Source organism: Microbacterium sp. CGR2, from assembly GCF_003626735.1.
Lineage (GTDB): Bacteria > Actinomycetota > Actinomycetes > Actinomycetales > Microbacteriaceae > Microbacterium.
The window spans coordinates 1,618,148-1,642,305 of record NZ_RBHX01000001.1 but is presented as its reverse complement, the minus strand read 5'-3'; the positions used below and the strand labels follow the sequence as shown (position 1 = coordinate 1,642,305).

Genomic DNA, 24,158 nt, shown 5'->3' with positions numbered 1-24,158 from the left:
TGCCCGGGTGTGTCACGGTCTGCCTGACTCGTTCGCGGGTCCGCAGGCTGGGGTTGAGGATCTCCACTCCGGAGATCGAGGAGGATCCATGAACAACGCATTCACCCCCGAGCTGCTGGAACGCATCATCGGTAACCAGGCGGACTACGCGCAGCCGCTGCTGTTCGTCGGTGCACGGGTGCACCTGTTCGACTCTCTCGTCGATGTGATGGAGGATGCCGACATCCTCCTCGGCGAGGGGTTCATCGTCGGCACCGGGCCGGGCATCGTGACGGCCGCGGGGGATGACGACGCGCTCGTCATCGACTGCAGGGGTATGGTGATCGTCCCCATGGCGATCGATGCCCGTGCCGCACTCGGTCTCAACGCTGATCGCTCCTCGGACTTGGGAACTCTGTGGCCAGGGAACACCGGAACCTTCGCCGTCGTCGACGCGGAACTGGCGAGCGACTCCGCGGGTGCCGTGGCCACCGTGCTCACGCGCCCCGGGTCCGTTGCAGCGGTCGTCATCGATGGCAGAGTCGTTCTCTGGAACGGCGAGCGTACGGCGAATGCGCCTGCGCCGCTCGATAAGAGTCTGGTCGGCGAAGTGTCGCCGTCCGCCAGCCCCCATGTGGGGATGTGGATCGATGAGACCGACTTTCTCTATCAGGAACTCACAGCGGCCGGACGTTACGACGAGACTCGCGGAGGCCGACCGCATGCCTTCCAGGGCTCGTTCTGGATTGACGGTGACCGCATCGACTATCTTGACGATCTCGGTTTCTGGGCTTTCGGTGAGTTCGTGGACGGCGTCCTCCACCACGGGCCGTACGTTCTCAACCGCCGCTGATCGCGAAAGGAGCGAGTACATGTCTGAGCCGAGCACTCATCCCTACGTCGGCATGTGGCAGACGTCTGACGGCCACGTCCGCCATGAGCTGCTGCCGGACGGCAGATATGTGGAAGCGCGCGGAACGCGCGAGCGCGCCTACACCGGCAGATATGTCGTCACCGGAGATCACATCGACTATGTGGACGACACCGGCTTCACCGCGGACGGCGATTTCATCGGCGGCGTCCTCCACCACGGCGGAATGATCTTGCGCCGGGACTGAGAGACTCCCGGCGACGCATGCGGCTGACGCGCTGGTGAGGAGGCCGACGCCGTCGAGCGTGATCCCGCGTGGTCAGCTTCGCGGCGTCGGCGCCGACGCTTCGAGTGTTCCTCGCCGGCGACGCGATCGGCCCCCTCGCATCTGCGGCGCGATACTCATCGCTCCCGCGTCATTCCGAGATCGCCTCGACCGTCTCACCTGTATCGGACGCGTTCACCGCTCGGGCGATGTCGGCCTGGCTGATGATGCCGACCAGATCGTGACCGTCGATCACGGGAAGGCGCCGGACCTGATGCTCCTGCATCGTGGCCATCGCTTCCTCGAGAGTGTCGTCGGCGCCGATGGTGACGGGCTTGCCTTCAGCGAGATCACCGGCGCGCGTGGTTGCCGGGTCCCCGCCCTGAGCGAGGCACTTCACCACGATGTCACGGTCGGTCAGCATGCCTTTCAGGCGCTGATCCTCACCGCAGATCGGCAGACTTCCCACGTCGAGATCCGCGAGCATTCTCGCCGCCTCGATGAGGGTCTGATTTTCGTTGACGCAACGCGGCGCGGTCGTCATGATGTCACGTGCAGTAGCCACGGTGGCTCCTTTCCTCGATCTGGCGAGGCTAAGCACCCACCAGAGTCGCGGATGAGGGGGTTGACAGTCACAACCGGGCTCTTCCCGCGAGTTGTCGCGCTCACCTGCACCGCGAGATAGACGTGCCCCCTGAATGCCGGGATGCGCGCTGTCTCAAGACCGTCGCCGTCGATTGTCAAGGGCCGAGGCCTGTCGGCCGCCGCGGCCTACCGTCGCCCCCATGAACGTAAATGAACGATCCGGATTCGGCGCTTCGGAGAGCGACATCGTCCGCAAGGACATGTCATACAGCCCGGCAAGCGAGACCGAGACGCAACACAAGCAGCGCGACCCGCTACCGGCGGCCCTCGATGACGACATCGACCCTGACGGCATCCGCGTGATGCCCGGTACCGGCGGGCCGGATGACGCAGGCGACGTCGATGTCGACCCGGACGATCTCAACATGCCCGGCCAGCGCTGATCGCCCGTCGGCGAGGACGCCGAAGCGGCGCTCATCAACGCGTATTGACATCACGCCCATCCGTAGAACTATATTAGAGACGTATCTCTAATATAGTTCTCGGTGGACACGACGCCCTGGAGTCGAACCCCCTGATCTGCGACGCACTGCCCGCACACCGGGCGACTTACCGGTTCGATATGCGAAAGAAGGCTTCGATGGGACGCGCTGCACAACACACCGATCAGGACATCTTGGATGCGGCGCTCGACCTCGTCGCGGAGGACGGAGTGCACGCGGCCACGGCCGTCGCCATTGCCAAGAAGCTGGGAGCTCCGTCCGGATCTGTCTACTACCGCTTCCCGTCGCGTGACCTGATTCTGGCAACGCTGTGGATCCGCACCGTCAAGGGTTTCCAGATCGGCTTTCTTGAAGCGCTGGCTGCGGAGGACCCTGAGGCGGCCGCCAGGGCTGCGGTCGCGCACACGCTGACGTGGACCGATGCGCACCGCAAGGAAGCGAAGCTGCTCACCCTGTACCGGCGCGAGGACCTCATCGCGTTGTGGCCTGAGGAACTCGGACAGGATCTCACCACTCTCAACGATGAGGTCAAGCGCGCGGTCAAAGCCTTCACAGTCGCGCACTTCGGCCGAGTCGATGCCGAGACCATCGGCCGCTCCCAGTTCGCGCTCATCGACCTCCCCTACAGTGCCGCGCGTCAACTGCTGCGGGCTGAGCGCACGCCCCCATGGCTTTTCGACTCGGTCATCGCTGCGTCCGCAGCTGTTCTCCGCGTCGATCGGTCGAGCTCTTGAGGCCGGCATCGCTTGCGGAAGCGATCGGCAGACGGCTCGCGTACACGCTCTTTCATCCTCCTCGGAGACAGCATCACCGCTCACCCGAGGATCTGGGCTTGATGGCGACGGAGCATACGACCACGGCCCCTGACGGTGTCGAGCTGCACCTCTGGTGCATCCCGGGAGCGGGAGTGGGCACGGTGATCGTCGGCCACGGGATCGGACTCACCAAGTCGGCAAGCCTGCGTCACGCAGCTCTCCTGCACGAGCTCGGGTATAACGTTCTGCTCTTCGACCACCGCAATCACGGGCTTTCCGCGGTGGATCGATCACGGGAGCAGCTCGCCGAGCGCTACAGCAGCGACATCACCGCTTCCCTCGCCGTCGCGTCAGCGACGTGGCCTGGAAGCCGGCTGATCGTGTGGGGATTCTCCTTCTCGACCTTCCCGACGCTGCATAGCCTCCGTCATGAGACGACCGAGATCGACGCCGTGATCTGCGACAGCGGCCCGGGCCTGGACCTCGATGAGATGTTGCGCAGCTTCATCGCGGGCGGCAACGTCCCCGCGCCTCGGCCGGTCAGACGGCTCCTGAAGCGCCGCGCCGTCGTGGACGCTTTCGCATCGTCGGCGGTGAGGATGCTGGGGACCGAGTGGCCCCCCGATCCCCAGGCCTCGGCATCCGGATCGATCCCCATGCTCTTCCTGAGTGGCAGCGCTGATGAGATCGTCAGACCGGAGCAGGTGAGTGCTCTCGCCTCCCGGTATCCACAGGCGACTTTCGTCCAGCTTCCAGGCGGACATCTGCAAGGCATCAAAGCCGCCTCCCTTGAGTACCGAGATGCTGTGACAGCGTTCCTGGGCACCCTGTCGCCGGCGGCAACGACGTGAGCGTGAACACGAGCACCGGCGCGCTCCCTCCATCGAGAAGAGGTGCGGCATGAGGATCGCCATCGTCGGGGCAGGTATCGGGGGCCTGGTGGCAGCGGCCGGTCTGCAGAGGGACGGGCACGACGTCACCGTGTACGAGCAGCGAGACGAACCCGCCGCTTTGGGAGCGGGGCTGACGCTCTTCGACAACGCGTTCGTCGCGCTCGATGCGATCGGCCTCGGCGATGTCGTCCGCACCGTCAGCAGCGACGCGATCGGTCGCCTTCGATCCGGCCAGCGGCGACCCTCCGGGCAGTGGCTGGTGTCGCTGCCGCCCTCCGAGGCACCGGCGATCCGCAGCCTTCACCGGGTCGACCTCCAGGAAGCGCTGCTGCAGCGACTGGCAGGCGGCGCGTATCGATGGGAAACAGGGTGACGGTCTCGGCCGACGGCGCCGCGGTGATCACGGTCGGCGAGCATCAGGAGTCGTTCGGTCTGGTCGTGGGGGCAGACGGCATCCGCAGCGATGCCCGACAGCGATGGGGATTGGACCGAGGGCTTCGATACGCCGGCTATACCGCGTGGCGAGGAGTAGCCCCAGCGAGCGGTCACCTTGCGGATGCGGCCGGCGAGACCTGGGGCGACGGCGCGCGCTTCGGGATCGTGCCCCTCCCCGACGACCAGGTGTACTGGTTCGCGACGCTCGCGACAGCTCCCGGCGGCATCGATGCAGACGCCCACTCGACGCTGCGACAGCTGTTCAGCTCGTGGCACGCGCCGATCGCACAACTGCTCGATGCCACCCCGGACGGCACCGTGCTGCGGCACGACATCAGCGACCTCGCGGAGTTCCCGCCGTCGTTCGTCCGCCACCGGGGCGTCCTGCTCGGCGACGCGGCACACGCCATGACCCCCGATCTCGGACAGGGCGCAGGACAGGCGATCGAGGACGCTGCGACCCTCGTGCTCCTCCTTCGCGACCTGCCCGCAGGGGCCGACCAGTCCGCACTGGACGCCGCACTCACGCGCTACGACCACCTGCGACGCCCCCGGACTCGTGCGCTATGGCAGCAATCACGACGGACCGGCGCCGTCGGGCAAGCCACCGGCACGCGAGGGCGCCTCCGCGACACCGCGCTGCGCCTGATCCCTCCGTCACTGATGGTTCGCGCAATGACGCGCGTGCAACGCTGGGCTCCACCGAGCCACTGACGGGGCTCAGTGGCTCTGTATCCCCGGGGACGACGACTCGTCGACCCCGCATCCGCCCGCGCTGACACCCGATCACCGCGCCGCGAGAATCGCGCCAGACAACCATTCGCCGAAGTCGCCGAAGCTGGGTCCGTCGCCGTCGCTCTGCTTTCGGCGGGCGTTGGCGAGAAGGGCGGCATCCGGGTGCGGCTGATCATTGATGATCGAGACCAATTCAAGGTAGCGTCCCTCGGTCGAGGTGTACTCCGCGTCTTGGAGCGCCTCGAGGGTGAGGCTGTCGAGATCGCGATAGCGCGCCGCGAGCCGACTCCGAAGGTCGTCGTCAGCCGCGACGCCGAAGGTCTGCGCAAGATCTTCGACCAGCTGTGCGGCAAGGGAGACGGCCTGGGTGTCGTCAGCGGCGAATCCCGCCTGGTGGGCAGCCATCAGCTTCGGCATCAGGTCGGCGCCCGCTGAGTGGATGAATTCCTGCACGTGGGGTGTGGAGATCTCCGAGCCGGGGAACTGCGCATACGTCGCGTGCAGATAAGACCGGGTCGCCTCGCGGAATTGGTCATCCCGCAACAGCTCGGCCAGGCTGATCCAGGCATCGAGCTGTTCCGGACTGGGGTCGGGCGGCAGCACCGGCTGCACTTCGCGGATCCGGTGGATCGCCTCTTCCGGAAGGCCTGCGGACACGTCGTCGAGGAAGTCGTCTACCAGTCGTTGCCGCTCGGCATCCGACATCGTCACCAGCTTGCGCAAGAGGTTCGCGCGTTCTGCCGTCCCCTCCTGCCGCACGAGCGCGCGGAGCACGGCCCGCTTCGACTGCAGCTGCGTCGTCCGGTTCTCGATGACGTCGAGATGCTCGGCGAGGACGTCGCGCAGCGAGGTCGTGCCGACGAGGACGCGGCGCACCTGATCCAGACCGGTCTCGAGGTCGCGCAGAGTGCGAACGAACTCCAGGCGAGCGATCGCATCCACGTCGTAGAGGCGATGACCGGCGTCGGTCGCTTCTGTCGGTCGTACGAGGCCTTCATCGGCGTAGTAGCGGATGGCGCTGACGCTGAGTCCGGTGCGATGCGCGACCTCGCCGATGGAGTGGAGGGTGTCGTTGGAAGTGTTCATGTTCTCACCCTTCAACCTCAAGCCGCTTGAGATGCAAGCAGAAGTTTCATTCGGCTCGGTCAGCATCTCGATAGCAAGATTCCGTAACCAAACCGTTGCATTCGTTACCCCGCCGTTATACAGTGATCACACGGTGAATGTTTGCTGTGGCATCCACCGCATGTGATTGCAGGACACTCTTGGTGCAAGGGACAAGGGCCGGTCGGGAGCCTCTCCGACCGGCCCTTTACTGTTCGCACTATTCTGTGAGCATGACCGATCGCAAGCTCGCCCTGGAGGCATGGGAGAGCCTGTTCCGCGCGCAGCACGAGCTGTTCACCGAGATGCTCGCCGACTTCGACGACGCCCATCTCGCTCAGGCCGAATACGACGTGCTGCTGACGGTGACCCGGGCGCCGGAGATGACGGCCCGCCTGCGAGATGTCACCGCGAACATGCTGATCAGCCAACCGAGCGTCTCGCGGCTCATCGACCGCATGGTGGCGCGCGGGCTGGTCGCCAAGTGCCCCGATCCCGACGACGGTCGCGGATCGTTGATCCGAGCGACGGATGCCGGAGCCAAGACATTCCGCGCGCTCGCGATGATTCACGGTCGTTCGATCGCCGAGCGCATGTCCCGACTCGACGACGACGAGCTCCGCACCCTCCTCGCTCTGACGAAGAAGCTCCGCCAGGGCTGACTCTCCTCCCGACACGGTTGTGGCGATCTCAATCGACCTTTGCCCACACCAACTGCCACGGGAGCGCGCGCGGCAGACCGCGATCTGGCAGGGTGGTGCCTAAAGCGCACCGACAGAGGTGCGCGGGGGGAAGGTCACCATGGAGATCGCCGGAATCGTCGGCATCCTCATCATCGTCGGCATCGCCGTCGTCATCGGCATCGTTCTGCTGCTCATCCTGCTGCTGTTCGCACGCAGCTGGATCAAGGTGGCCCGTGCAGACGAAGCGCTCGTCATCTCCGGCCGCAAGCAGAAGGTGCAACTCGCAGTCCTCTCGGCTGACGGGACGAGCCGGGACGAGATGTCGGAATCGCCGGTCACCGTCATCGTCAACGGCAAGTCGCTCGTCAACCCGATCACGCAGCGTCACGAGATCATCTCGCTGCGCTCCCGGCAGGTGTCTCTCAACGCCGAGGCCCAGTCGCTCGACAGTGTCACGCTGAACGTCGACGGCGTTGCGATCGTGAAGATCGGGTCCGACCCCCTGCTGGTGCGCCGTGCCGCCGAGCGTTTCGCTTCGCAGGATGCCGCCATCGAGCAGTTCACCACCGAGCAGCTCGAAGGTGCACTCCGCGGTATCGTCGCCACACTCTCGGTCGTCGAGCTCATGCGCGAGCGCAAGAAGTTCTCCGACCAGATCGCCGCTGACGTCTCGCAGGAGCTCGCCGAGCAGGGCCTGATCCTCGACTCATTCCAGATCAAGGGCATCACCGACAAGGTCGGCTACATCCAGTCGCTCGGCTCCCCCGAGATCCAGGCGAAGCGTCAGTCGGCGGAGATCTCGCAGACCAACGCCGACCGTGCGATCAACCAGAAGAACATCGCCAACCAGGAAGCCAACCTGGTCGAGCAGACCGCGCTCGACACCAACACCGCGAACGCGAACGCCGGCATCGGACGCGCGCGAGCCGAAGCCGAGCAAGCCGAGAACCTCGCCCGCGAGCAGGCGCAGCAGGCCGTGCTCCAGCAGCAGGCCGAGAACAAGCAGGCTCAGCTCGACGCCGACGTGAAGCGCGTCGCCGACGCCCAGCGCTACGAGGCCGAAACCCGCGCTCAGGCAGAGCTCTACACGCGTGAGCGCTCAGCCGAGGCTGCAGCGATCGAGCAGGTCAAGCAGGCCGAAGCCCGCACCCGCATCGCCGAACAGCAGGCTCAGGCCGACAAGGCCCGCGCCGACGGTGAAGCAGCCGCCGCCATCGCGAAAGCCAGCGGTGAGGCCAACGCCCTTCGTGCACAGGCAGAAGCAGAGGCCGAAGCCCGACGCCTGCGCGCGAATGCCGAAGCCGACGCCATCCGCGCCGAAGGTGACGCCCGCGCAGCATCGCTCGAAGCAGAGGCCAAGGCCATCGCCTCCAACCAGGACGCGTTCCTCTCCCAGCGCGTACTCGAAGTGCTCCCGTCGATCATGGCGGAGTTCTCCAAGGGCTACGCGGCCATCGGCAACGTGTCGATCGTGGGCAGTTCCGGAGACGACGGCGCATCGAGCGTGGTCGGTGCCGACAACGCGCGGGCTCTTCGCTCGGTCTTCGACAGCGTCCACGCGGCGACCGGACTCGATCTCGCCGGCATCATCCAGGGTCAGACCGTCGGCCGGAGCTTCGGCGCCGGTGTCGCCGAGGCCACCCCGCCGCCGTCGAAGCGTGAGTCGAGGCCGACCACACCTCCGCCTCCTCCGGCGCCCGCCGCAGAGTGACTTCTGGGCCGTCCCACATCCGTGCGGGGCGGCCCTTTCTCATCAGTCGCGCAGGCGCTGTGGCCCGACGCCCTGGGTGCCGAGCGCGTCGTCGGGGTTGAGCAGGCCGCAGGCCTTCATCGACAGGCAGCCGCACCCGATGCAGCCGGTGAGTTCGCGTTCCAGCCGCTCGATGCCCTCGCGGCGCTTCTCCAACTCCCGCTTCCACCGCCGCGAGGCCCGCTGCCACTCGGCGTGACTCGGCGTCTCGGTCAGCGGCACGTCGGCGAAGGCGGCCTGCACGTCGGACAGCGGGATGCCGAGGCGTTTGGCGACCGTGATGAGCGAGACCCGACGCAGCATGTGCCGGGCGTAGCGACGCTGATTGCCGGACGTGCGGGTGGAGGCGATGAGCCCGAGGGTCTCATAGAAGTGCAGGGCGGAGGCTGCGACACCGGTGCGGCGGGTCATCTCGCCGATCGTCAGCGGCTCGTCAGGTGCGTGCGGGCTCATCCGGATGTTCCTTCCTGATTTGACCTCAAGTGTACTTGAGGTTTTACGGTTGTGGAGTGGCCCGATACGGGCCGTTCGACCCGAACGAGGACAGTGTGACCCGAACGAGAACCCCGCGATGACCTATGTGATCGCTCTGCCGTGCGTCGATGTGAAGGACAAGGCCTGTATCGACGAGTGCCCCGTCGACTGCATCTACGAGGGTGAACGATCGTTGTACATTCACCCCGACGAGTGCGTGGACTGCGGCGCTTGCGAGCCGGTGTGCCCGGTCGAGGCCATCTATTACGAAGACGATCTGCCCGACGAGTGGCAGGACTACTACAAGGCGAACGTCGAGTTCTTCGACGAGATCGGGTCGCCGGGCGGTGCAGCCAGGACGGGAATGCTCGCCTTCGACCACCCGATCATCGCCGCGCTCGCACCTCAGGGGGAACACGCATGACCGTCATTGAACCGCGCATCGCCGTCGTCGGGGCAGGGCCGGCCGGAATCTACGCCGCCGACATCCTCCTCGGCCTCGCACCGACCGCCTCGATCGACCTGTTCGAGAAGCTTCCGGCGCCCTACGGCCTGGTCCGGTACGGGGTCGCCCCGGATCATCCGCGCATCCGCAAGATCACCGATGCCCTGCACGACGTGCTGGTCAACCCGCGCATCCGTCTACTGTGCAACGTCGAGATCGGCGTCGACGTCGAGATCGAGGAACTGCGGGCGGCCTACGACGGGGTCATCGTCGCGACCGGCGCCGACCTCGATGTCCGTCTCGACATCCCCGGGATCGACCTTCCGGGATCTTTCGGCGCCGCCGAGTTCGTCGCCTGGTACGACGGGCACCCGGATGTCGGGCGCACCTGGCCTCTCGAGGCGGAATCGGTTGCGGTGCTCGGCGCGGGCAACGTGGCGCTCGATGTCACCCGGATCCTCGCGAAGCACGCGTCCGCGCTGACGCACACGGATACCCCGGATGCCGTACTCGATCAGCTCGCCGCCAGCCCGCTGCGCGATGTGCACCTGTTCGCCCGGCGGGGCCCGGCCGATGTGCGCTTCTCGGCGATGGAGCTGCGTGAGCTCGCCGAGCAGGACGACGTCGACGTGATCGTCGATGAGGAGGAGCTCGTCCTGGATGAGCACGCCGAGCGGATGGTCGCGCAGTTCTCACAGCGCCGCATCATCGTGCGCACCATGACCGAGTGGGCCGCGCTCGATCCGGCGGAGCGGACGGCCTCGCGCCGCATCCACCTGCACCTCCGCCAGCGTCCCGTTCGCCTGCTGGGCACGGACCGCGTCAACGGTATCGAGATGGAGCGCACTGCGTCGGACGAGCTGGGCCGGATGGTCGGAACCGGCGAGCTGCTGCGCTACGACGTCGGAGCCGTCTACCGGGCCGTGGGCTACCGCTCGACCGCGGTTTCCGGGATGCCGTTCGACGCGGATCTCGGAGTCGTCCCGCACACCGAGGGGCGAGTCGTGGACGCGGCGGGAGCGCCGATCCCGCGGTTGTATGCCACCGGCTGGATCAAGCGCGGGCCGATCGGGCTCATCGGATCGACCAAGTCGGATGCTGCGCAGACCGTACGCCACCTCGTCGACGATCTCGCCGAAGCCGAGCCCGTCTCGCGCGGCGAGGATTCGATCAACCGACTCGGCCACGCCGTCGATCTGGATGGCTGGCTCCGCATCGACGCCGCCGAGCGCGGCGCCGGAGCCGAGCGCGGACGCGAGCGGACGAAGATCGTCGACCGCGCGGAGATGCTCGCGCATGCGAAACAGGAACAGATGACGGAGGCCGGCCGATGACCGTGACACCAGTACCCACGCCGGTCGGCGAAGGACTCAAGGCCGCGTTCCGCACCCACCCCGCCGGCGTCGCGATCATCACGGCATCGACCGCCGACGGCCCCGTCGGCCTCACGGCGTCGAGCGTGGCCTCGGTAGCGGTCGATCCCGCCGCCATCGTCTTCTCGGTCACCAGGGCCACCGGTTCGGCGGGTGCGATCCTCGGAGCGGACACCTTCGTCGTGCATCTCATTGACGACGAGCACTCCGACCTCGCGCAGAGCTTCGCGGTCAGCGGCTCGGAGCGCTTCACTCCCGAGCAGGGGCGGTCGGCCCTCGAGACGGGTGAGCCCCATCTCGCCTCGGCGCGGGCCGCCCTGCGCTGCCGGATTCTGCAGACTGTGGTCGTCGGGTCGTCGACGGTCGTGGTCGCCGAAGTCCTCGAGGTGCTCGCCGGGCCACAGGGGCGCCCGCTCGTCTACCTCGACCGCCGCTTCCATGCGCTCCCGCACGCCTCCCACCACTGAAGATCATCGAAAGGAAGACGTCATGTCCACTCTTTACACACTCCCCGAGCTGCCCTACGACTACTCGGCGCTCGAGCCGCACATCTCCGGCAAGATCATGGAGTTGCACCACTCCAAGCACCACCAGACGTACGTGACGGGCGCGAACACCGCGCTCGAGCAGCTCGCCACGGCGCGCAGCGCCGATGACCTCGCGAACGTGAACAAGCTCGAGAAGGACCTCGCGTTCAACCTCGGCGGCCACATCAACCACTCCGTGTTCTGGCAGAACCTCTCGCCCGAGGGTGGCGGCGCGCCCGAGGGCGAGCTCGACGCCGCGCTGGTCGACGCGTTCGGGTCGATCGACGCCTTCCGTGCGCACTTCACCGCGACGGCACTCGGCGTGCAGGGATCGGGTTGGGCCGTGCTCGCCTGGGACTCCGTGGGCACCCGCCCCGTGATCTTCCAGCTGTTCGACCAGCAGGGCAACGCCCCGCTCGGCGTCATCCCGCTGCTGCAGCTCGACGTCTGGGAGCACGCCTACTACCTCGACTACCTCAACGTGCGCGCCGACTACGTCAAGGCCTTCTGGGAGCTCGTGAACTGGCCCGACGTGCAGCGCCGCTTCGAGGCCGCCCGCACCGTGACCCAGGGCCTCATCGTCGCTGGCTGACCCCACCCCACCCCACCGGGCAGGATCATCTGCGGTCGGTCCGCTGGGTCTGGCTATGCTCCGATGGCTTGGTAGCGGGCACACCCGCTACCAAGCCGCGGCACAAAAAGCCGTTACGCGAGCAGATGCCGAAGATAGCGGGACGGATGCTCGAGGAACGACCGCCAGTGATTGACGATCTCGAGGTCGTCCCACATCGCCGGGCGGACACCCCACTCCCCGACCTCGAGGATCCGCGCTCCCGGAAGCGCGGCGAGCACGGGTGAATGCGTCGCGCACAGCACCTGGCCGCCCTCGTCGGCGATGCGGCGGAGCACCGCGATCAGCGCCAACGTCGAGTTGAACGACAGCGCGGCCTCGGGCTCGTCGAGGCAGTAGAAGCCCGGGTCGTCGAAGCGGCTCTCCAACAGCGCGAGGAAGGACTCGCCGTGGCTCATCTCGTGAAACGGAACGTCTCCGCCAGCCGACGGGTTCTCCTCGAGATACGTGTAGAAGGAGTGCATCGTCTCGGCGCGCAGGAAGAATCCCCAGCGGTTCGCGCCGACGCCTCGCTGCAGACGCAGCCAGTCGGACAACGGCGACTCAGTCGGTCGAGTGCGATGTCGGGCGTTACGCGAGCCGCCTTCCGGCGAGAGCCCGTAGGCGATCGCGATGCCCTCGACGAGCGTCGATTTTCCGCTGCCGTTCTCTCCGACGAGGAACGTCACGCCGGCGTCGAGGTCGAGGCCTTCGCGTAGCACCTGCGCGACGGCGGGGATGCTGGTCGGCCAGCTCCCGTCAACCGCCGGTGCGTCGTCGGACGGCCGAATTGCCACGACGGGCTGCTGGCGCCGCTGGCGACTCGTCGGCTCCCAGAACGGATCCACGCGGTCTCCTCCCTGGTCGGTCCTGGTGGGAGACTACCGGGGGCAGCCGACAGCTCCCCCGACCGCAGCACCCTCGACCGGTCAGCACTCGATGACGTTGACCGCGAGGCCGCCCTCGCTGGTCTCCTTGTATTTGGTCGACATGTCCGCACCGGTCTGCCGCATCGTCTCGACCACGGCGTCGAGCGAGACGTAGTGGCTTCCGTCCCCCCGCAGCGCCAGCCGGGCTGCCGTGACGGCGGTGGCTGCCGCGATCGCATTGCGCTCGATGCACGGAATCTGCACGAGTCCGCCGATCGGATCGCAGGTGAGCCCGAGATGGTGCTCCATCGCGATCTCGGCGGCGTTCTCGATCTGCCGATTCGTGCCACCCATCACCGCCGTGAGGCCGCCTGCTGCCATGGCGCAGGCCGACCCGACCTCCGCCTGACATCCACCTTCCGCGCCCGAGATCGAGGCGTTCGCCTTGAACAGCGACCCGAGAGCGGTCGCCGTCAGCAGGAAGCGTCGGATGCCGCGGCGACGGTTCGCCTCGGCGACGAGAGCCGGGTCGGGGCGTTTCGTCTCGTCGCTGCGCGCCTCGCTCAACGACCGGGGAGGGGGGCCCGACGACCCGGAAGGGTCGAAGCCGATGAGCGCGCTGCCCACCAGCTCGCCGTATGGAGTGACGGCGTTGCCTTCACCGAGCCCAGAGTCGGCGAGGAACCGCCACCAGTACATCGCCACAGCGGGGAGGATGCCGGCGGCGCCGTTCGTCGGAGCCGTGACAACGCGCCCGCCCGCCGCATTCTCCTCGTTGACGGCCAGAGCGAACGCGCCGAGCCACTCGCCGGGAAGCTCGCGATGCCCGCCGGCCTCCGCCTGCTCCAACTGCGCGCGGATCGTTCCGGCCCGCCGCTTCACCTTCAGGATGCCGGGCAGAACTCCGTCGGCGTGCAATCCGGCGTCCACGCATTCGGCCATGGCGTCCCAGATCGCGTCGAGTCCCGCGGCGACCTCTTCCTCGCTGCGCAGCGCGGTCTCGTTGAGACGCGCCACCTCGGCTATCGACAGTCCGTTCTCGTCGCAGAGCGCGAGCAGCGACGCGGCATCCGCATACGAGTACGGCAGGCCGCCGCGCGAGAGCGGCGCTTCCTCGCCGTCGCGACGGATGAAGCCACCGCCGACCGAATAGTACGTCTCTTCGGCGACGACGGCGCCGTCGGCATCCGATGCCGTCAGAGTCATGGCGTTCGGGTGTCCGGGGAGTCTGGTGCGCGGAGCGAACACGACGTCGTCTTTCACGAAGGGAACGTCGTGGTGCCCGTTGATCCGCAGCGGCTCACCGGCGAGGTGATCTGTCCAGGCCGAGCGCACGTGCACGGGGTCACAGGTCTCCGGCGAGAGCCCGCGCAGTCCGGCGACGACGGCATCCGGGGTGCCGTGTCCGATCCCCGTCGCTCCCAGTGATCCGTATAGGGTGCAGCCGACACGGGCGACTCGACCGAGAGCTCCGCACGCTTCCATCCGCTGCGCGAAGTCCAGCGCCGCACGCATCGGCCCGACCGTGTGCGAGCTCGACGGGCCCACCCCGATGGAGAAGAGGTCGAAGGCCGAGACGTACGCTGTCACCACTCCAGGCTACGCCGCATTTCCCCATTCGGTTCATCGACATTAACTCGACGGCCGTCGGCGTCGTTGATCCGCTGTGGCCCGCGCGTCAAGCCCCTACCCTCACGCGGGTCGCGGCGCGATCCTGGTTTCGACGACAGGAAAGGGACGGTCATGAGCGACAACACGCAGCAGAACGCGCCGGATCAGGACACCACCGGACAGACCGCGGTACCGACGCCCACGCCAGGCGCAGATGCCGGAGAGGTGAACGCGCTCACCCCTGAGCAGGTCCACTCCGGCAGCGAGGCGCAGGCCCCTGAGCAGACGCAGGCCGCAGACCAGGCCGAGACCCCGGAGCAGGCGGAGTCGCCGGAAGAGGCCGCGCCGAACGAGGTCCCGAGCAACGAAGAGCTCGAGGAACCCAGCACCGAGAAGGATCCGGGCGATGAGCCGAAAGCTCCTTCGCGCCAAGAGGGCGAACCCGACCACGAGGCTGTAGGCATCGGGGTCATCGGTCAGCCGCAGATCGACGAGGATGCCACGGCCGACTGAGCCCGCGGCCACGCCGTTCCGGTCGCAGTTCTTGCCACCCAGCACCGTTCCGGTCGCAGTTCTTGCCGTGCTGCGGGTCTAAGCGCGGCAGAAACTGCGACCGGAAAGCGCAGCCCCGGCAGAAACCGCAACCGGAAAGCGCAGCCCGTCACTCGACGAGCTTGCCTTCGGTGTCGACCTCGCGCATGAGTTCAGCGATCTCCGCGGAGACCGCCGGGATCTCCTCACGGGTCACTCCTCCGCGCGGCGACCAGACGAGGTTCACCTGCAGGGTCGGATCCGTGTCGGGGAAGTCGCTGCGGTTGTGGCACCCGCGGGTCTCTCGACGCTCCAGCGCGGCCTCGAGCGTCGCCCGAGCGGCGAGCGCGGACGCCTTCAGGTCGAACGCGTGTGCGAGATCCTGGAACCCCGCGATGTCGGGATGGATGCCGATGTCCTCCATCCGCCCCTCGATCATGTCGAGGTCGGCGAGGCCCGCGAGCAGACCGTCCTCGGATCGCACCACCCCGGCGTAGTCGGTCATCAGGTTGCGGATCGCTCGCTGCAGGGCTCGCACATTCTCTCGGCCGTCGGCAGCGAGGAGGCCGTCTATCTCCGCGCGCGCGGCCGACACCGCTTCCGCGGAGCGCCGCTGCGCGTCCAACCCGGCGGCATGCGCCATAGCGGCCTGCCCGACGACGCGGCCGTAGACGAGCAGCTCGATGAGCGAGTTCCCGCCGAGCCGGTTCGCGCCGTGCAATCCGCTCGAGGCCTCACCGATCGCGTACAGTCCCTCGACATCGGTCTGGTGATCTTCGGGACGCACCCACACGCCGCCCATCGAGTAGTGCGCGGTGGGTGCGATCTCGATGGCGTCGGTGGTGATGTCGCGCATCTGCAGTTCCATCATCGTCTGATAGACCCGCGGCAGCCTCGTCATGATCGTCTCTCGCGGGAGGTGCGACACGTCGAGCCAGACTCCCCCGTTCTCGGTGCCACGCCCTTCCTTGATCTCCGTGTATGCGGCGAGCGCGACGCGGTCACGCGTCGACAACTCCATCCGCTCCGGGTCGTACTTGTCCATGAACCGTTCGCCGAGCGCGTTGCGCAGGATGCCGCCTTCGCCGCGCGCCGCCTCGGAGATCAGTGTGCCGGCGGCGTTCTCCGGCTCGATGATGCCCGAGGGATGGAACTGCACGAGCTCGGGGTCGCGCAGTCGGGCCCCCGCGTCGACGGCGAGGCGGAAGGAGTCGCCGGTGTTCTCGTCACGGCGCGAGGACGTGCGTCGCCAGATGCGATTGTGGCCTCCGGCGGCGAGGATCACCGCATCCGCATGGATGAGGTACCGCGTGCCGTCGGACTGGTCGAAGCCATAGGCACCGAACACCACGTTGTCGCGCACGAGCAGGCGCGTGATGTAGATGTGGTCGAGGATCGGCACCTCGAGCTGCTCGGCCTTGCGCACGAGCGTGCGCTGGATCTCGAGCCCCGTGTAGTCACCGGCGAAGGCGGTGCGCCGGAAGGTGTGGGCGCCGAAGAAGCGCTGTGAGATGCGTCCGTCGTCTTCCCTCGCGAACTCCATGCCCCAGCGCTCGAGATCGCGGATGCCGCGCTCTGCGCCCTGCGTCACGATCTCGACGGTGTGCGGGTTGGCGAGCAGATAGCTCTCTTTGATGGTGTCCGCTGCATGCTGCTGCCAACTGTCGTCGGCGTCCATCGTTCCGAGGGCCGCGTTGATTCCGCCCGCCGCGAGGGATGTATGGGCGTCTTGCCGCGGGCGTTTGCCGACGGCGAGGACGTCGATGCCGTGTTCGGCGACCTCGATGGCGGCCCGCAGGCCGGACCCGCCGGTGCCGATGACGAGGACCGTGGTGGAGACCTGCCGTTCGCGTGAGCTCATGCGTCCACGCTACGAACCCGGGGCCGATAACTCCAATGCATTATCCCTCTGGTATCGATAGACTAGCGGCATGAACCTCGAGCAGCTTCGCGGCTTCGTGGAAGTCGCTCGCCTCGGCCACTTCACCCGGGCGTCCGAGCACCTTCATCTGGCCCAGCCCTCGCTGAGCCGTCAGATCTCCACCCTCGAACGCGAGCTCGGCGCCGAGCTCTTCCACCGCGCGCGCGGTCACATCGCGCTGACGTCCGCGGGCGAGACCCTTCTTCCCCGGGCTCAGCGGATGCTCGCCGAGGCCGAAGCCATCCGCGACGAGATGGGCGAACTCGCCGGGCTCCGACGGGGACGTGTGCGGCTGGGTGCTCCCCCGACGCTGTGCATCAGCCTGGTCGCCGAGGCGCTCAGCTCGTTCCACACGGCTCATCCCGACGTCGACCTTCATCTGACCGAGAGCGGGTCTCGGCGGCTGGTCGAGCAGCTGGCGGTCGGCGCCGTCGACATCGCCCTCATCACCGCCTCCGAGGGTCCGACTCCGGCAGGGGTCAGCCTGACCAGCACGCCGTTGCTGGCTGAAGAGCTCGTGGTCGTGTCCTCAGCCGCGCGCGCGCCGATCGCCGTGACACCCGCCATCGGCATGGAGCATCTCGCCACGCTGCCGTTGATCGCCCTCGACGAGAGCTATGAGCTGCGGGCGACGACGGATGCCGCCTTCCGCAGCGCCGGCCTGAATCCGACACCCGTGCTGGAAGGGGGCGAGATGGATGCCGTGCTCCGGTTCGTCGAGCGCGGGCTCGGCGTGGCGGTGGTGCCGGCGATGGTGCTTCTCGACCAACCCGCCCTCCGCTCGGTTCGCCTGTCTCATCCGATGATGTCGCGCACCGTCAGCCTGGCGCACCGCTCCGATGTCACTCCCGCGGTTGCCGTCGCCGAAATGCGGCGCATCATCGTGTCGACGGCGGCGGAGGTCGCGCGGCGGGATCCGGCCATCACCAGCCTGTTGTAGTCAAAGCAAAACCCCCGCCGCTTTCGCGACGGGGGTTCTGTACTGTCTCAACACAGTGTGCGCCTCGAGGGACTCGAACCCCCAACCTTCTGATCCGTAGTCAGATGCTCTATCCATTGAGCTAGAGGCGCATGACTCGCGATGCGATATCGCTCAGCGGGCCGACGATAAGCCTACAACAGTCCTGAGCGGATTGCGAAACGACGAGTCAGCCGTCGTTGTCGCCACCCTTGTCCTGTTTCTTGAGCCGTTTGGCTCGCGCCCGCCGCTCCGAGGACAGCGCCTGCAGGTCGACCAGCCGGAGCGCCTGCATCCGCGCCTCGCGCATCCGGTTGTAGTCCGGATCCTGGTCGGGCCGCATGCCTTCGACGTACAGACGGCGATCGAGATTGTGGCGCACATCGGCCCACGCCGCCTCCCGCGCTTCCTCGACGATTCGGCTGAGCTGCTCCCGATCCTCCATGATCTCGCGAAGCCGAGCAGCGACCCCTGCGGACTGCTTGGCGCGTCGGCGGAGGTTGCGCACATCGCGGTCGCGGTAGTCGTGCGTGCCCACAGGGTCGGAATGCCGGCCACGGGCGCGCTTGCGCAGAGCCGTCACCGTGGTGGCCGCGTCTTCCGATTCGGCGGCCATCGCTCCGAGTGCATCCCGAGCGATCGCGATGTACGTGTCGATGTCGAAGACACCGTTCTCGGCGATGGTTCCCACCAGGATGCGGTTCTTGAGAGAGAGGCGCGCAGCAGCTGTCGCGATCGCAACGCCTTCGGCGACGGCATCAGCTGTTCGTCCCACGGCCACCTCCTCACTTCGAGCGTACCGGTATCACTCGGGCGCAGTGTGGGGCAGATTGCCCCGGACAACATTGCCCTCTGCATCCGACATTCGTCGCCCGGTGCATCGTTTCGGTGCGCCGCGTCGCGGGATATCACCGCACTGCGCCGACCCAGATTCCCGACGCCCAGGCCTGCTGATCCCCGTTGCAGCCCACGGATCCCGGGTAGCCGCGAACCACAGCCATGCAGTTGGCCAGGAACTCGGGGTCGCCGCCGAACATCGCCCCGTATGCCCCCGAGGCGTTCAATGCTCCCCAGACCCGGAACTGGTAGATGTGCGCGAGCTCATGCGCCATGGCCCAGTTCAATCGCGCCGGGCTCCAGCCTGCGATGTCCGCGCGGTACTTGATGTAGCCGTTGCTGTTCGCGCAGGCCGGAGCGGTTCCCCCGGCACAGGACGACGACTCGTAGAGCCCGATTCCGCCCCCGCCGACGAGGTCGAGCGCCGCACGAACCCTGGCATAGCCGTCCGGACCGCTCGTCGTGAAGACAGGGCCTCCGGGTCCGGCGCTCTGTGCCGCCTGCGCAGACTCCCAGGACGTGACCTCGGCGGAGACCTTGGCAGTGAGCGACCGAACCGTGGCCGTCGCTGCTGTCACCGTGTCGGGGTCACCCTTCTCGGCGACGACCGCCTGTTGCGCGGAGAGCGCGGATGCTCGGTGCGCAGCCGTGTAGATCTTCCCCTCGGCCAGCTCGAGTGCAGTGACGAGGTCGCCCACCTCCGCGACGAAGGCGGGGCGCAAAGCGAGCACTGCTTCCCGGTCGGCCACATCCCACTCGGCCTGTTCGACGGATGCCGTCAGATAGTCCGTGCGCTGCGCCGCATCATGCACCTGACCCGCGAGGGCGGTGAGCTCGGCGACAGCATCCGTTCGCTCCTGGTCGAGGGCGTCTGCCCGGGCGACCATACCCGCGGAGAGCAGCACCGTGGTCGCGACCGTGACCGCGATCACGCGACGGATCATTTGAGGAACCCTGTCGTGTCGGCGAGCTTGGCGCCCTGCTCCGCGATCTGCGACCGCAAAGCGGTGAGCTGCTCCGCGAGCTCGAGATTCTCGCCGCGCGATCCTTCGAGCTTCTGCTCGAGTTGCTCGATCTGGGTGCGGACTTCAGCGACCGCGGCTGTGCGCTCCTGGTCGGCGACCACCACGAGGGCGGCTCCGCCCACCAGCAGCAGGCTTCCGACGACGACAGCAAGACCCCGCATCTCGCTCCCCAGGGCAAGGCGACAACTCCGGAACCACTCCGAAGTGCTCAATATACAACCGGGAGCGGCGCGATCGAGGGTGGGTCGTGAGTCAGCCGCGAACGTCAGATCGCGATCTCGCTGCTCACGAGACGTTGCACCGCCGCTTCCTGGCCGCTGGCGAGATGCTGCGGCACGATCCGGCGGAGCGCATCCGCGTCTCTCGCGGCGATCGCTTCGAAGATGACGCGGTGCTCCTCAGCCATCGCCTCGAGGTCGTCGTGCTGGCTGAACAGCCAGCGCAGCCGGGTCGCGAACACCCCGATGAGTTCGCACAGCATCTCGTTGTCGGCGAGTTCGGCGGCGACTTCGTGGAACTCTCCCGCGGCGAGCCGGGCCGCCTCCACATGGCCTGTACGGGCGGCGGCCGCCTCCCGCTCGTACACGCTCCGGAGGCGCGCGATACCGGCTTCATCGTGACGTTCGGCCGCGAACACGAAGATGAGAGTCTCGATCGACTCGCGAACCTCGGCGAAGTCCTGAAGGTCTCGCTGTGTGAACTCCCGCACCACCGCCCAGGAGCGCGGGCGGGCCACGACGACGCCCTCCGAGACGAGCGTGCGTATGGCCTCGCGAACCGGAAGACGCGACACGTCCAGTTGGGCGGCGATCTCGCGCTCGATCAGTCGCGATCCGGGCACGCGGCGCCCGAGGACGATGTCGTCGCGCAGGATACGCGTCACCCTGACCGACTCCAATTCGCCGGTAGCCCCCGCCCCCGTCATCCCCGAAGTCTCTCACCTGAACGGCGGTTAACCAAGCTTTGGTATCCCAGCGGGCGCGGGGGGCTGTCGATCAGGGCAGGCGGTTGGCCTTCGCGACGTTCGCCGTGAGCTCCTCGGCCGTCTGTCGGATGACGTACGCCGGCCGGTCGCGCTCGACTCGCCACGACTCGCTGAGCGGACCGACGTTGACCGTGTCGAAGCCTGCCTCGTCGTAGAAGCGAGTGACGAAGGCGACCGCCTCGGGGTCATCTCCGGCCGTGGCCAGCGCGCGGCGGCTCGGCGTTCCGGCCCGCAGCGCATCCGTCGTGATCTCGGACGCATAGATGTGGTTGAAAGCCTTGGCGATCTTCGACGTGGGCAGCTGGCGCTGCAGCAGTTCGGACGTGGTGGTCTCGCCCTTGTCGAGCTCCTCGATCCGTCCATCGCGCTCGAAATAGTAGTTGTTGGTGTCGAGGACGATCTTGCCAGCGAGCTCCTCGGCGGGGAGCTGGTCGATCGCGCGCAGCGGCACCGTCACGACGGCGACGTCTGCGGCGGCCGCGGCTTCTGTCGCGGTGGCGGCCTTCGCCCGCTCCCCGAGCTCGCCGACGAGATCGGCAAGTGTCTCCGGTCCTCGCGAGTTGGCGATCACCACGTCATAGCCGTTCGCCACCGCGATCCGCGCGATCTGGCTGCCGATGTGTCCTGCACCGATGATTCCGAGAGTTGTCATGCTCGAACCCAACGCTCGTCCCGCGCGCCTATTCCCCATGTGTCTCCATGAGACGTCACGGCGGCAGCTCAGACGTCGAGGACCCGCGTCTCCTCGACGCGACGGTACCCGAGCTGCTCGTACAGGCGGATCGCGCCGACGTTGAAACCGAACACGTGCAAGCCGACGGACTTCGCACCGAGGCGGCGCGCTTCGCGCTCCACGGCGTGCATCAGTTCGCGCCCGAAACCTCTGCGCCGCTGGTCGGCGGCGACTTCGATGTCGAAGACGAACATGTGCGGCCGCTCGTCGCGCGTGCGCAGCCCGATCCAGAGGACTCCGACCTCGACATCGTCGACGGATGCCGTGAACAGGTAGTGGCCTTCAGTTGCCAGTCCTTCGGGCAGTCCCAGCCGGAGTTGACGGCGCGATTCCACGATCGCATCCTCCGGCGAATAGCGGCCCGACGTGACGAGATCCTGTGCGAAGCCTGTCTCGGACGCCTCGACGAACTGTGGGAAGCGCTGCTCGGTCATCGGCGACACATCGACGTGGGCCGCGACGTTCCGCTCGGGCAGAGGCTCCAGCACCATCTGAATCGACGCGATGCCGAAGCCCCGCCCCTCGGCGAGCGCATGCTCGACAGCATCCTGGGGAAAGAGCGGCACAGCGATCTTGTCCGCCTGCATGTCGGCGGCGATCGTGACGAGCCGCGCGAGCAGTGCGTCGTTCTGATCGGACGTCAGGCGTTCTTCGATGTCGAGATCGAGGACGAACAACTTCCGACCGGTCAGGACGAGCCAGATCGTGCCGAGTTCGCGCTGCTGAGCGTCGACGACGAGCATCGTCTGCGAAGAGTTCGTCTCCTCGCCATTCGCCAGGACCGTGGCGAAGAACTCGTCCGCGTAAGCGGTCGCATCCGCCCCGATGCGCAGCCCCGACTCCCGGTTGCCGTCGACGACCCGCTGTCTCGCGGCCGCACGCCAGTCGTCGAAGCGCTCGGCGGGGAGGGGCTTCAGCTGCACGGACATGTGTCCATCCTGGCCCTCAGCTCTTGGCGAGCGCATCCTCGGCGGCGACCCAGGCGAGCATCGCGCACTTCACACGGGCGACGTACTTCGACACCCCGCCGAGCGCTGCCGCATCGCCGAGCAGCTCCTGGTCGGGCTCGATCTTCCCCCGTGAGCGCATCGCCTCGCGGAAAGCGGCGATCCGAACCTCGAGCTGCTCGACCGAGAGCCCCTCCGCAAGCTCGGCGAGCAGCGATGCCGAAGCCTGGGAGATCGCGCATCCGTGCCCTTCCCACGCGATCGCCTCGACGCCACCGTCGGGGGCACGATGCACCTGGAGGGTGATCTCATCGCCGCAGGTCGGGTTGATCTGGTGCGACTGGGCGGCGATCTCCTCGCGCAGCCCATAGCCGTGCGGGGTGCGCGAGTGATCGAGGATCAGCTCCTGGTAAAGATTCTGCAGGTCGCTCATGCGCCCCTCCGAAAGAACTCGATGGCGCCGCCGACCCCGTCGATGACGGCATCCACCTCGGCATCCGTCGTGTAGAGATAAGTGCTGGCGCGGGTCGATGAGGTGACGCCGAGACGTCGATGCAACGGCTGAGCGCAGTGGTGCCCGACGCGTACGGCGATGCCACGGTCGTCGAGGAACTGTCCGACGTCATGAGAATGGATGCCGGCGACGTCAAAGCTCGCGAGCCCGACGCGGGGAAGGTCGATGTCGGCACCCAGAACACGCACGCCGTCGATCCCCCTCAGCCCTTCGACGAGTCTCCGACCGAACGCCGCCTCGTGCGCGGCGATGCGCGGCATCCCGACAGCGGTCAGGTAATCGACGGCGGCGGCGAGCGCGATCGCCTGCGACACCCGCTGGGTTCCTGCCTCGAAGCGCTGCGGCGGCGGGAGGTATTCGGCCTCGGTGGTGGTGACGGTGGTGATCATGGAGCCGCCCGTGAGGAACGGCGGCATCGCCTCCAACAGCTCGCGGCGACCGTACAGCGCACCGATCCCGGTCGGCCCGAGCATCTTGTGGCCGGAGATCACGGCGAAGTCCACTCCGAGCGCCCGCACGTCGATGGACAGGTGCGGGGCGGACTGACAGGCGTCGAGCAGCGTCAGGGCACCGACCTCCTGCGCCAGAGTGACCAGATCCGCGACCGGATTGACGACGCCGAGGACGTTGGACACGTGGGTGAAGGCGACGATCTTCGTCCGTGCACCGATCAGGTCGCCGGCGATGTCGAGCCGCAATGCTCCGTCGTCGTCGACCGGGATGACGCGAAGCGTGGCCCCCGTTCGCGCGGCGAGTTCTTGCCAGGGGATGAGATTGGCGTGGTGCTCCATCTCGGTGGTGACGATCTCGTCGCCCTCGCGAAGACGGAATCGCTCGGCGGCCGTTCCGCCGCGCCCGACCGACGCGTTGGACATCGAGTACGCGACGAGGTTGATCGCTTCCGTGGCGTTCGACGTCCAGACGATCTCGTCGTCGTCGGCTCCGATGAAGCGGGCGAGCGAGGTGCGGGCGTCCTCGAAGAGCTCGGTGGCTTCCGCGGCCAGCGTGTGGGCTCCGCGGTGCACGGCGGAGTTCATCGTCTCCGCGAATTCCCGCTCAGCGTCGAGCACCGCGTACGGCCGCTGGGAGGTGGCGCCGGAGTCGAGATATGCGAGCGGATGCCCGTGCACCTGTGTGCGCAGGATCGGGAAGTCCTCGCGGATGCGCTGCACTTCGGTGTCGCTCAGAGGGGCGACAGGGGCGGCGACAGGAGAAACGCTCATCGTTCCAGTTTCTCATC

At 67.3% G+C, this 24,158-nt stretch carries 29 protein-coding genes and 1 tRNA gene; 15 read left to right on the top strand and 15 right to left on the bottom strand.

Going from position 1 to position 24,158, the window contains the following annotated elements:
* The first annotated feature begins 88 nt into the window (after positions 1-88).
* Together D7252_RS20360 and D7252_RS20210 are read left to right on the top strand one after the other, a co-directional pair.
* The gene (locus D7252_RS20360) at positions 89-832 is read left to right on the top strand and encodes an Atu4866 domain-containing protein (protein ID WP_251050671.1); all 744 of its coding nucleotides are present in this window, start codon (positions 89-91) and stop codon (positions 830-832) included.
* A gap of 19 nt (positions 833-851) precedes the next feature.
* Positions 852-1,097, top strand: coding sequence for an Atu4866 domain-containing protein (locus tag D7252_RS20210; protein WP_215110921.1), 246 nt, complete (start codon positions 852-854; stop codon positions 1,095-1,097).
* A gap of 169 nt (positions 1,098-1,266) precedes the next feature.
* On the opposite strand, the gene D7252_RS08210 is transcribed toward D7252_RS20210, so the two are convergent.
* On the bottom strand, positions 1,267-1,680 hold the full coding sequence (locus tag D7252_RS08210; RefSeq protein ID WP_120774938.1) for a CBS domain-containing protein: 414 nt from the start codon (positions 1,678-1,680) through the stop codon (positions 1,267-1,269).
* Between the two features lie 220 nt (positions 1,681-1,900).
* On the opposite strand from D7252_RS08210, the gene D7252_RS08205 reads away from it, so the two are divergent.
* The 5 genes from D7252_RS08205 (at position 1,901) to D7252_RS08185 (ending at position 5,000) form a co-directional block, all read left to right on the top strand.
* Complete coding sequence (locus D7252_RS08205) at positions 1,901-2,143, top strand: hypothetical protein (RefSeq protein ID WP_120774937.1); 243 nt, start codon at positions 1,901-1,903, stop codon at positions 2,141-2,143.
* Between the two features lie 197 nt (positions 2,144-2,340).
* The gene (locus tag D7252_RS08200) at positions 2,341-2,937 is read left to right on the top strand and encodes a TetR/AcrR family transcriptional regulator (protein WP_183055227.1); all 597 of its coding nucleotides are present in this window, start codon (positions 2,341-2,343) and stop codon (positions 2,935-2,937) included.
* Between the two features lie 101 nt (positions 2,938-3,038).
* Positions 3,039-3,809, top strand: a complete 771-nt coding sequence (locus tag D7252_RS08195; protein WP_183055226.1) for an alpha/beta hydrolase — start codon at positions 3,039-3,041, stop codon at positions 3,807-3,809.
* Between the two features lie 49 nt (positions 3,810-3,858).
* Positions 3,859-4,224, top strand: a complete 366-nt coding sequence (locus D7252_RS08190) for an FAD-dependent oxidoreductase (protein ID WP_120774934.1) — start codon at positions 3,859-3,861, stop codon at positions 4,222-4,224.
* On the top strand, positions 4,209-5,000 hold the full coding sequence (locus D7252_RS08185) for an FAD-dependent monooxygenase (RefSeq protein WP_120774933.1): 792 nt from the start codon (positions 4,209-4,211) through the stop codon (positions 4,998-5,000). Before D7252_RS08190 ends, D7252_RS08185 begins: the two co-directional genes overlap by 16 nt.
* Before the next feature lie 72 nt (positions 5,001-5,072).
* On the opposite strand, the gene D7252_RS08180 is transcribed toward D7252_RS08185, so the two are convergent.
* Entirely contained in the window at positions 5,073-6,107 is a 1,035-nt protein-coding gene (locus tag D7252_RS08180; RefSeq protein WP_183055225.1) for a MerR family transcriptional regulator, read from the bottom strand.
* 251 nt (positions 6,108-6,358) lie between these two features.
* On the opposite strand from D7252_RS08180, the gene D7252_RS08175 reads away from it, so the two are divergent.
* Positions 6,359-6,787 carry a MarR family winged helix-turn-helix transcriptional regulator gene (locus D7252_RS08175; RefSeq protein ID WP_120774931.1) on the top strand — a complete coding sequence of 143 codons (429 nt, stop codon included), beginning with the start codon at positions 6,359-6,361 and terminating at the stop codon, positions 6,785-6,787.
* Positions 6,788-6,926: 139 nt separating this feature from the next.
* The gene (locus D7252_RS08170) at positions 6,927-8,519 is read left to right on the top strand and encodes an SPFH domain-containing protein (RefSeq protein ID WP_120774930.1); all 1,593 of its coding nucleotides are present in this window, start codon (positions 6,927-6,929) and stop codon (positions 8,517-8,519) included.
* A gap of 42 nt (positions 8,520-8,561) precedes the next feature.
* Here D7252_RS08170 and soxR read toward each other — a convergent pair whose 3' ends face one another.
* Complete coding sequence (gene soxR, locus D7252_RS08165) at positions 8,562-9,011, bottom strand: redox-sensitive transcriptional activator SoxR (RefSeq protein WP_120774929.1); 450 nt, start codon at positions 9,009-9,011, stop codon at positions 8,562-8,564.
* 118 nt (positions 9,012-9,129) lie between these two features.
* On the opposite strand from soxR, the gene fdxA reads away from it, so the two are divergent.
* From fdxA to D7252_RS08145, 4 genes are read left to right on the top strand one after another with little or no spacing between them, the layout of a single operon-like run.
* Positions 9,130-9,456: a ferredoxin gene (gene fdxA, locus D7252_RS08160; protein ID WP_120774928.1), complete on the top strand. Its 327-nt coding sequence runs from the start codon at positions 9,130-9,132 to the stop codon at positions 9,454-9,456.
* Positions 9,453-10,811, top strand: a complete 1,359-nt coding sequence (locus D7252_RS08155) for an FAD-dependent oxidoreductase (RefSeq protein WP_120774927.1) — start codon at positions 9,453-9,455, stop codon at positions 10,809-10,811. The genes fdxA and D7252_RS08155 overlap by 4 nt, the downstream gene beginning before the upstream one ends.
* Entirely contained in the window at positions 10,808-11,317 is a 510-nt protein-coding gene (locus D7252_RS08150; protein WP_120774926.1) for a flavin reductase family protein, read from the top strand. The genes D7252_RS08155 and D7252_RS08150 overlap by 4 nt, the downstream gene beginning before the upstream one ends.
* 22 nt (positions 11,318-11,339) lie before the next feature.
* Complete coding sequence (locus D7252_RS08145) at positions 11,340-11,969, top strand: superoxide dismutase (RefSeq protein ID WP_120774925.1); 630 nt, start codon at positions 11,340-11,342, stop codon at positions 11,967-11,969.
* A 113-nt stretch (positions 11,970-12,082) separates the two neighbouring features.
* On the opposite strand, the gene D7252_RS08140 is transcribed toward D7252_RS08145, so the two are convergent.
* Together D7252_RS08140 and D7252_RS08135 are read right to left on the bottom strand one after the other, a co-directional pair.
* Positions 12,083-12,835: an AAA family ATPase gene (locus D7252_RS08140; protein ID WP_120774924.1), complete on the bottom strand. Its 753-nt coding sequence runs from the start codon at positions 12,833-12,835 to the stop codon at positions 12,083-12,085.
* Between the two features lie 81 nt (positions 12,836-12,916).
* Positions 12,917-14,446 (bottom strand): L-serine ammonia-lyase, iron-sulfur-dependent, subunit alpha, encoded by a 1,530-nt coding sequence (locus D7252_RS08135; protein ID WP_120776871.1) that lies wholly within the window; start codon positions 14,444-14,446, stop codon positions 12,917-12,919.
* A gap of 153 nt (positions 14,447-14,599) precedes the next feature.
* Here D7252_RS08135 and D7252_RS08130 point away from each other — a divergent pair, with 153 nt between their 5' ends.
* Entirely contained in the window at positions 14,600-14,980 is a 381-nt protein-coding gene (locus D7252_RS08130; protein WP_251050669.1) for a hypothetical protein, read from the top strand.
* Between the two features lie 148 nt (positions 14,981-15,128).
* Here D7252_RS08130 and D7252_RS08125 read toward each other — a convergent pair whose 3' ends face one another.
* Positions 15,129-16,859 carry an L-aspartate oxidase gene (locus tag D7252_RS08125; protein WP_120774923.1) on the bottom strand — a complete coding sequence of 577 codons (1,731 nt, stop codon included), beginning with the start codon at positions 16,857-16,859 and terminating at the stop codon, positions 15,129-15,131.
* A gap of 70 nt (positions 16,860-16,929) precedes the next feature.
* Between D7252_RS08125 and D7252_RS08120 the strand changes: the two genes are divergently transcribed.
* Positions 16,930-17,859 carry a LysR family transcriptional regulator gene (locus D7252_RS08120; protein WP_120774922.1) on the top strand — a complete coding sequence of 310 codons (930 nt, stop codon included), beginning with the start codon at positions 16,930-16,932 and terminating at the stop codon, positions 17,857-17,859.
* Between the two features lie 58 nt (positions 17,860-17,917).
* Here the strand turns inward: D7252_RS08120 and D7252_RS08115 are convergent.
* The 9 genes from D7252_RS08115 to D7252_RS08075 all read right to left on the bottom strand — a co-directional run bounded on the left by D7252_RS08115 (position 17,918) and on the right by D7252_RS08075 (position 24,141).
* Positions 17,918-17,990: transfer RNA gene (locus D7252_RS08115), tRNA-Arg, on the bottom strand.
* Between the two features lie 77 nt (positions 17,991-18,067).
* Positions 18,068-18,652, bottom strand: a complete 585-nt coding sequence (locus tag D7252_RS08110; protein WP_120774921.1) for an asparagine synthase — start codon at positions 18,650-18,652, stop codon at positions 18,068-18,070.
* A 133-nt stretch (positions 18,653-18,785) separates the two neighbouring features.
* Positions 18,786-19,658 carry a hypothetical protein gene (locus D7252_RS08105; protein WP_120774920.1) on the bottom strand — a complete coding sequence of 291 codons (873 nt, stop codon included), beginning with the start codon at positions 19,656-19,658 and terminating at the stop codon, positions 18,786-18,788.
* Positions 19,655-19,900, bottom strand: a complete 246-nt coding sequence (locus D7252_RS08100) for a hypothetical protein (RefSeq protein ID WP_120774919.1) — start codon at positions 19,898-19,900, stop codon at positions 19,655-19,657. The genes D7252_RS08105 and D7252_RS08100 overlap by 4 nt, the downstream gene beginning before the upstream one ends.
* Before the next feature lie 104 nt (positions 19,901-20,004).
* Positions 20,005-20,664 (bottom strand): GntR family transcriptional regulator, encoded by a 660-nt coding sequence (locus D7252_RS08095; RefSeq protein ID WP_120774918.1) that lies wholly within the window; start codon positions 20,662-20,664, stop codon positions 20,005-20,007.
* 70 nt (positions 20,665-20,734) lie between these two features.
* Positions 20,735-21,448, bottom strand: coding sequence for an NADPH-dependent F420 reductase (locus tag D7252_RS08090; RefSeq protein ID WP_374225785.1), 714 nt, complete (start codon positions 21,446-21,448; stop codon positions 20,735-20,737).
* Entirely contained in the window at positions 21,445-22,386 is a 942-nt protein-coding gene (locus D7252_RS08085; protein WP_183055223.1) for an N-acetyltransferase, read from the bottom strand. Before D7252_RS08085 ends, D7252_RS08090 begins: the two co-directional genes overlap by 4 nt.
* A 16-nt stretch (positions 22,387-22,402) precedes the next feature.
* A complete protein-coding gene (sufU, locus tag D7252_RS08080; protein ID WP_120774915.1) occupies positions 22,403-22,837 on the bottom strand; it encodes a Fe-S cluster assembly sulfur transfer protein SufU in 435 nt (144 codons plus the stop codon).
* Positions 22,834-24,141, bottom strand: a complete 1,308-nt coding sequence (locus D7252_RS08075; RefSeq protein ID WP_120774914.1) for a cysteine desulfurase — start codon at positions 24,139-24,141, stop codon at positions 22,834-22,836. Before D7252_RS08075 ends, sufU begins: the two co-directional genes overlap by 4 nt.
* Positions 24,142-24,158: the final 17 nt, after the last annotated feature.

Excerpts from the sequence above, each read along its gene's own strand:
- D7252_RS08120 (WP_120774922.1), top strand. The coding sequence starts at position 16,930 with ATGAACCTCGAGCAGCTTCGCGGCTTCGTGGAAGTCGCTCGCCTCGGC.
- D7252_RS08150 (WP_120774926.1), top strand. The coding sequence starts at position 10,808 with ATGACCGTGACACCAGTACCCACGCCGGTCGGCGAAGGACTCAAGGCC.
- D7252_RS08145 (WP_120774925.1), top strand. The coding sequence starts at position 11,340 with ATGTCCACTCTTTACACACTCCCCGAGCTGCCCTACGACTACTCGGCG.
- D7252_RS08155 (WP_120774927.1), top strand. The coding sequence starts at position 9,453 with ATGACCGTCATTGAACCGCGCATCGCCGTCGTCGGGGCAGGGCCGGCC.
- D7252_RS08075 (WP_120774914.1), bottom strand. The coding sequence starts at position 24,141 with ATGAGCGTTTCTCCTGTCGCCGCCCCTGTCGCCCCTCTGAGCGACACC.
- D7252_RS08190 (WP_120774934.1), top strand. The coding sequence starts at position 3,859 with ATGAGGATCGCCATCGTCGGGGCAGGTATCGGGGGCCTGGTGGCAGCG.
- D7252_RS20360 (WP_251050671.1), top strand. The coding sequence starts at position 89 with ATGAACAACGCATTCACCCCCGAGCTGCTGGAACGCATCATCGGTAAC.
- D7252_RS08105 (WP_120774920.1), bottom strand. The coding sequence starts at position 19,658 with ATGATCCGTCGCGTGATCGCGGTCACGGTCGCGACCACGGTGCTGCTC.
- D7252_RS08170 (WP_120774930.1), top strand. The coding sequence starts at position 6,927 with ATGGAGATCGCCGGAATCGTCGGCATCCTCATCATCGTCGGCATCGCC.
- D7252_RS08180 (WP_183055225.1), bottom strand. The coding sequence starts at position 6,107 with ATGAACACTTCCAACGACACCCTCCACTCCATCGGCGAGGTCGCGCAT.
- D7252_RS08200 (WP_183055227.1), top strand. The coding sequence starts at position 2,341 with ATGGGACGCGCTGCACAACACACCGATCAGGACATCTTGGATGCGGCG.
- D7252_RS08195 (WP_183055226.1), top strand. The coding sequence starts at position 3,039 with ATGGCGACGGAGCATACGACCACGGCCCCTGACGGTGTCGAGCTGCAC.
- fdxA (WP_120774928.1), top strand. The coding sequence starts at position 9,130 with ATGACCTATGTGATCGCTCTGCCGTGCGTCGATGTGAAGGACAAGGCC.
- D7252_RS08175 (WP_120774931.1), top strand. The coding sequence starts at position 6,359 with ATGACCGATCGCAAGCTCGCCCTGGAGGCATGGGAGAGCCTGTTCCGC.
- D7252_RS08125 (WP_120774923.1), bottom strand. The coding sequence starts at position 16,859 with ATGAGCTCACGCGAACGGCAGGTCTCCACCACGGTCCTCGTCATCGGC.
- D7252_RS08095 (WP_120774918.1), bottom strand. The coding sequence starts at position 20,664 with ATGACGGGGGCGGGGGCTACCGGCGAATTGGAGTCGGTCAGGGTGACG.
- D7252_RS08130 (WP_251050669.1), top strand. The coding sequence starts at position 14,600 with ATGAGCGACAACACGCAGCAGAACGCGCCGGATCAGGACACCACCGGA.
- D7252_RS08085 (WP_183055223.1), bottom strand. The coding sequence starts at position 22,386 with ATGTCCGTGCAGCTGAAGCCCCTCCCCGCCGAGCGCTTCGACGACTGG.
- D7252_RS08100 (WP_120774919.1), bottom strand. The coding sequence starts at position 19,900 with ATGCGGGGTCTTGCTGTCGTCGTCGGAAGCCTGCTGCTGGTGGGCGGA.
- soxR (WP_120774929.1), bottom strand. The coding sequence starts at position 9,011 with ATGAGCCCGCACGCACCTGACGAGCCGCTGACGATCGGCGAGATGACC.
- D7252_RS08185 (WP_120774933.1), top strand. The coding sequence starts at position 4,209 with ATGGGAAACAGGGTGACGGTCTCGGCCGACGGCGCCGCGGTGATCACG.
- sufU (WP_120774915.1), bottom strand. The coding sequence starts at position 22,837 with ATGAGCGACCTGCAGAATCTTTACCAGGAGCTGATCCTCGATCACTCG.
- D7252_RS20210 (WP_215110921.1), top strand. The coding sequence starts at position 852 with ATGTCTGAGCCGAGCACTCATCCCTACGTCGGCATGTGGCAGACGTCT.
- D7252_RS08205 (WP_120774937.1), top strand. The coding sequence starts at position 1,901 with ATGAACGTAAATGAACGATCCGGATTCGGCGCTTCGGAGAGCGACATC.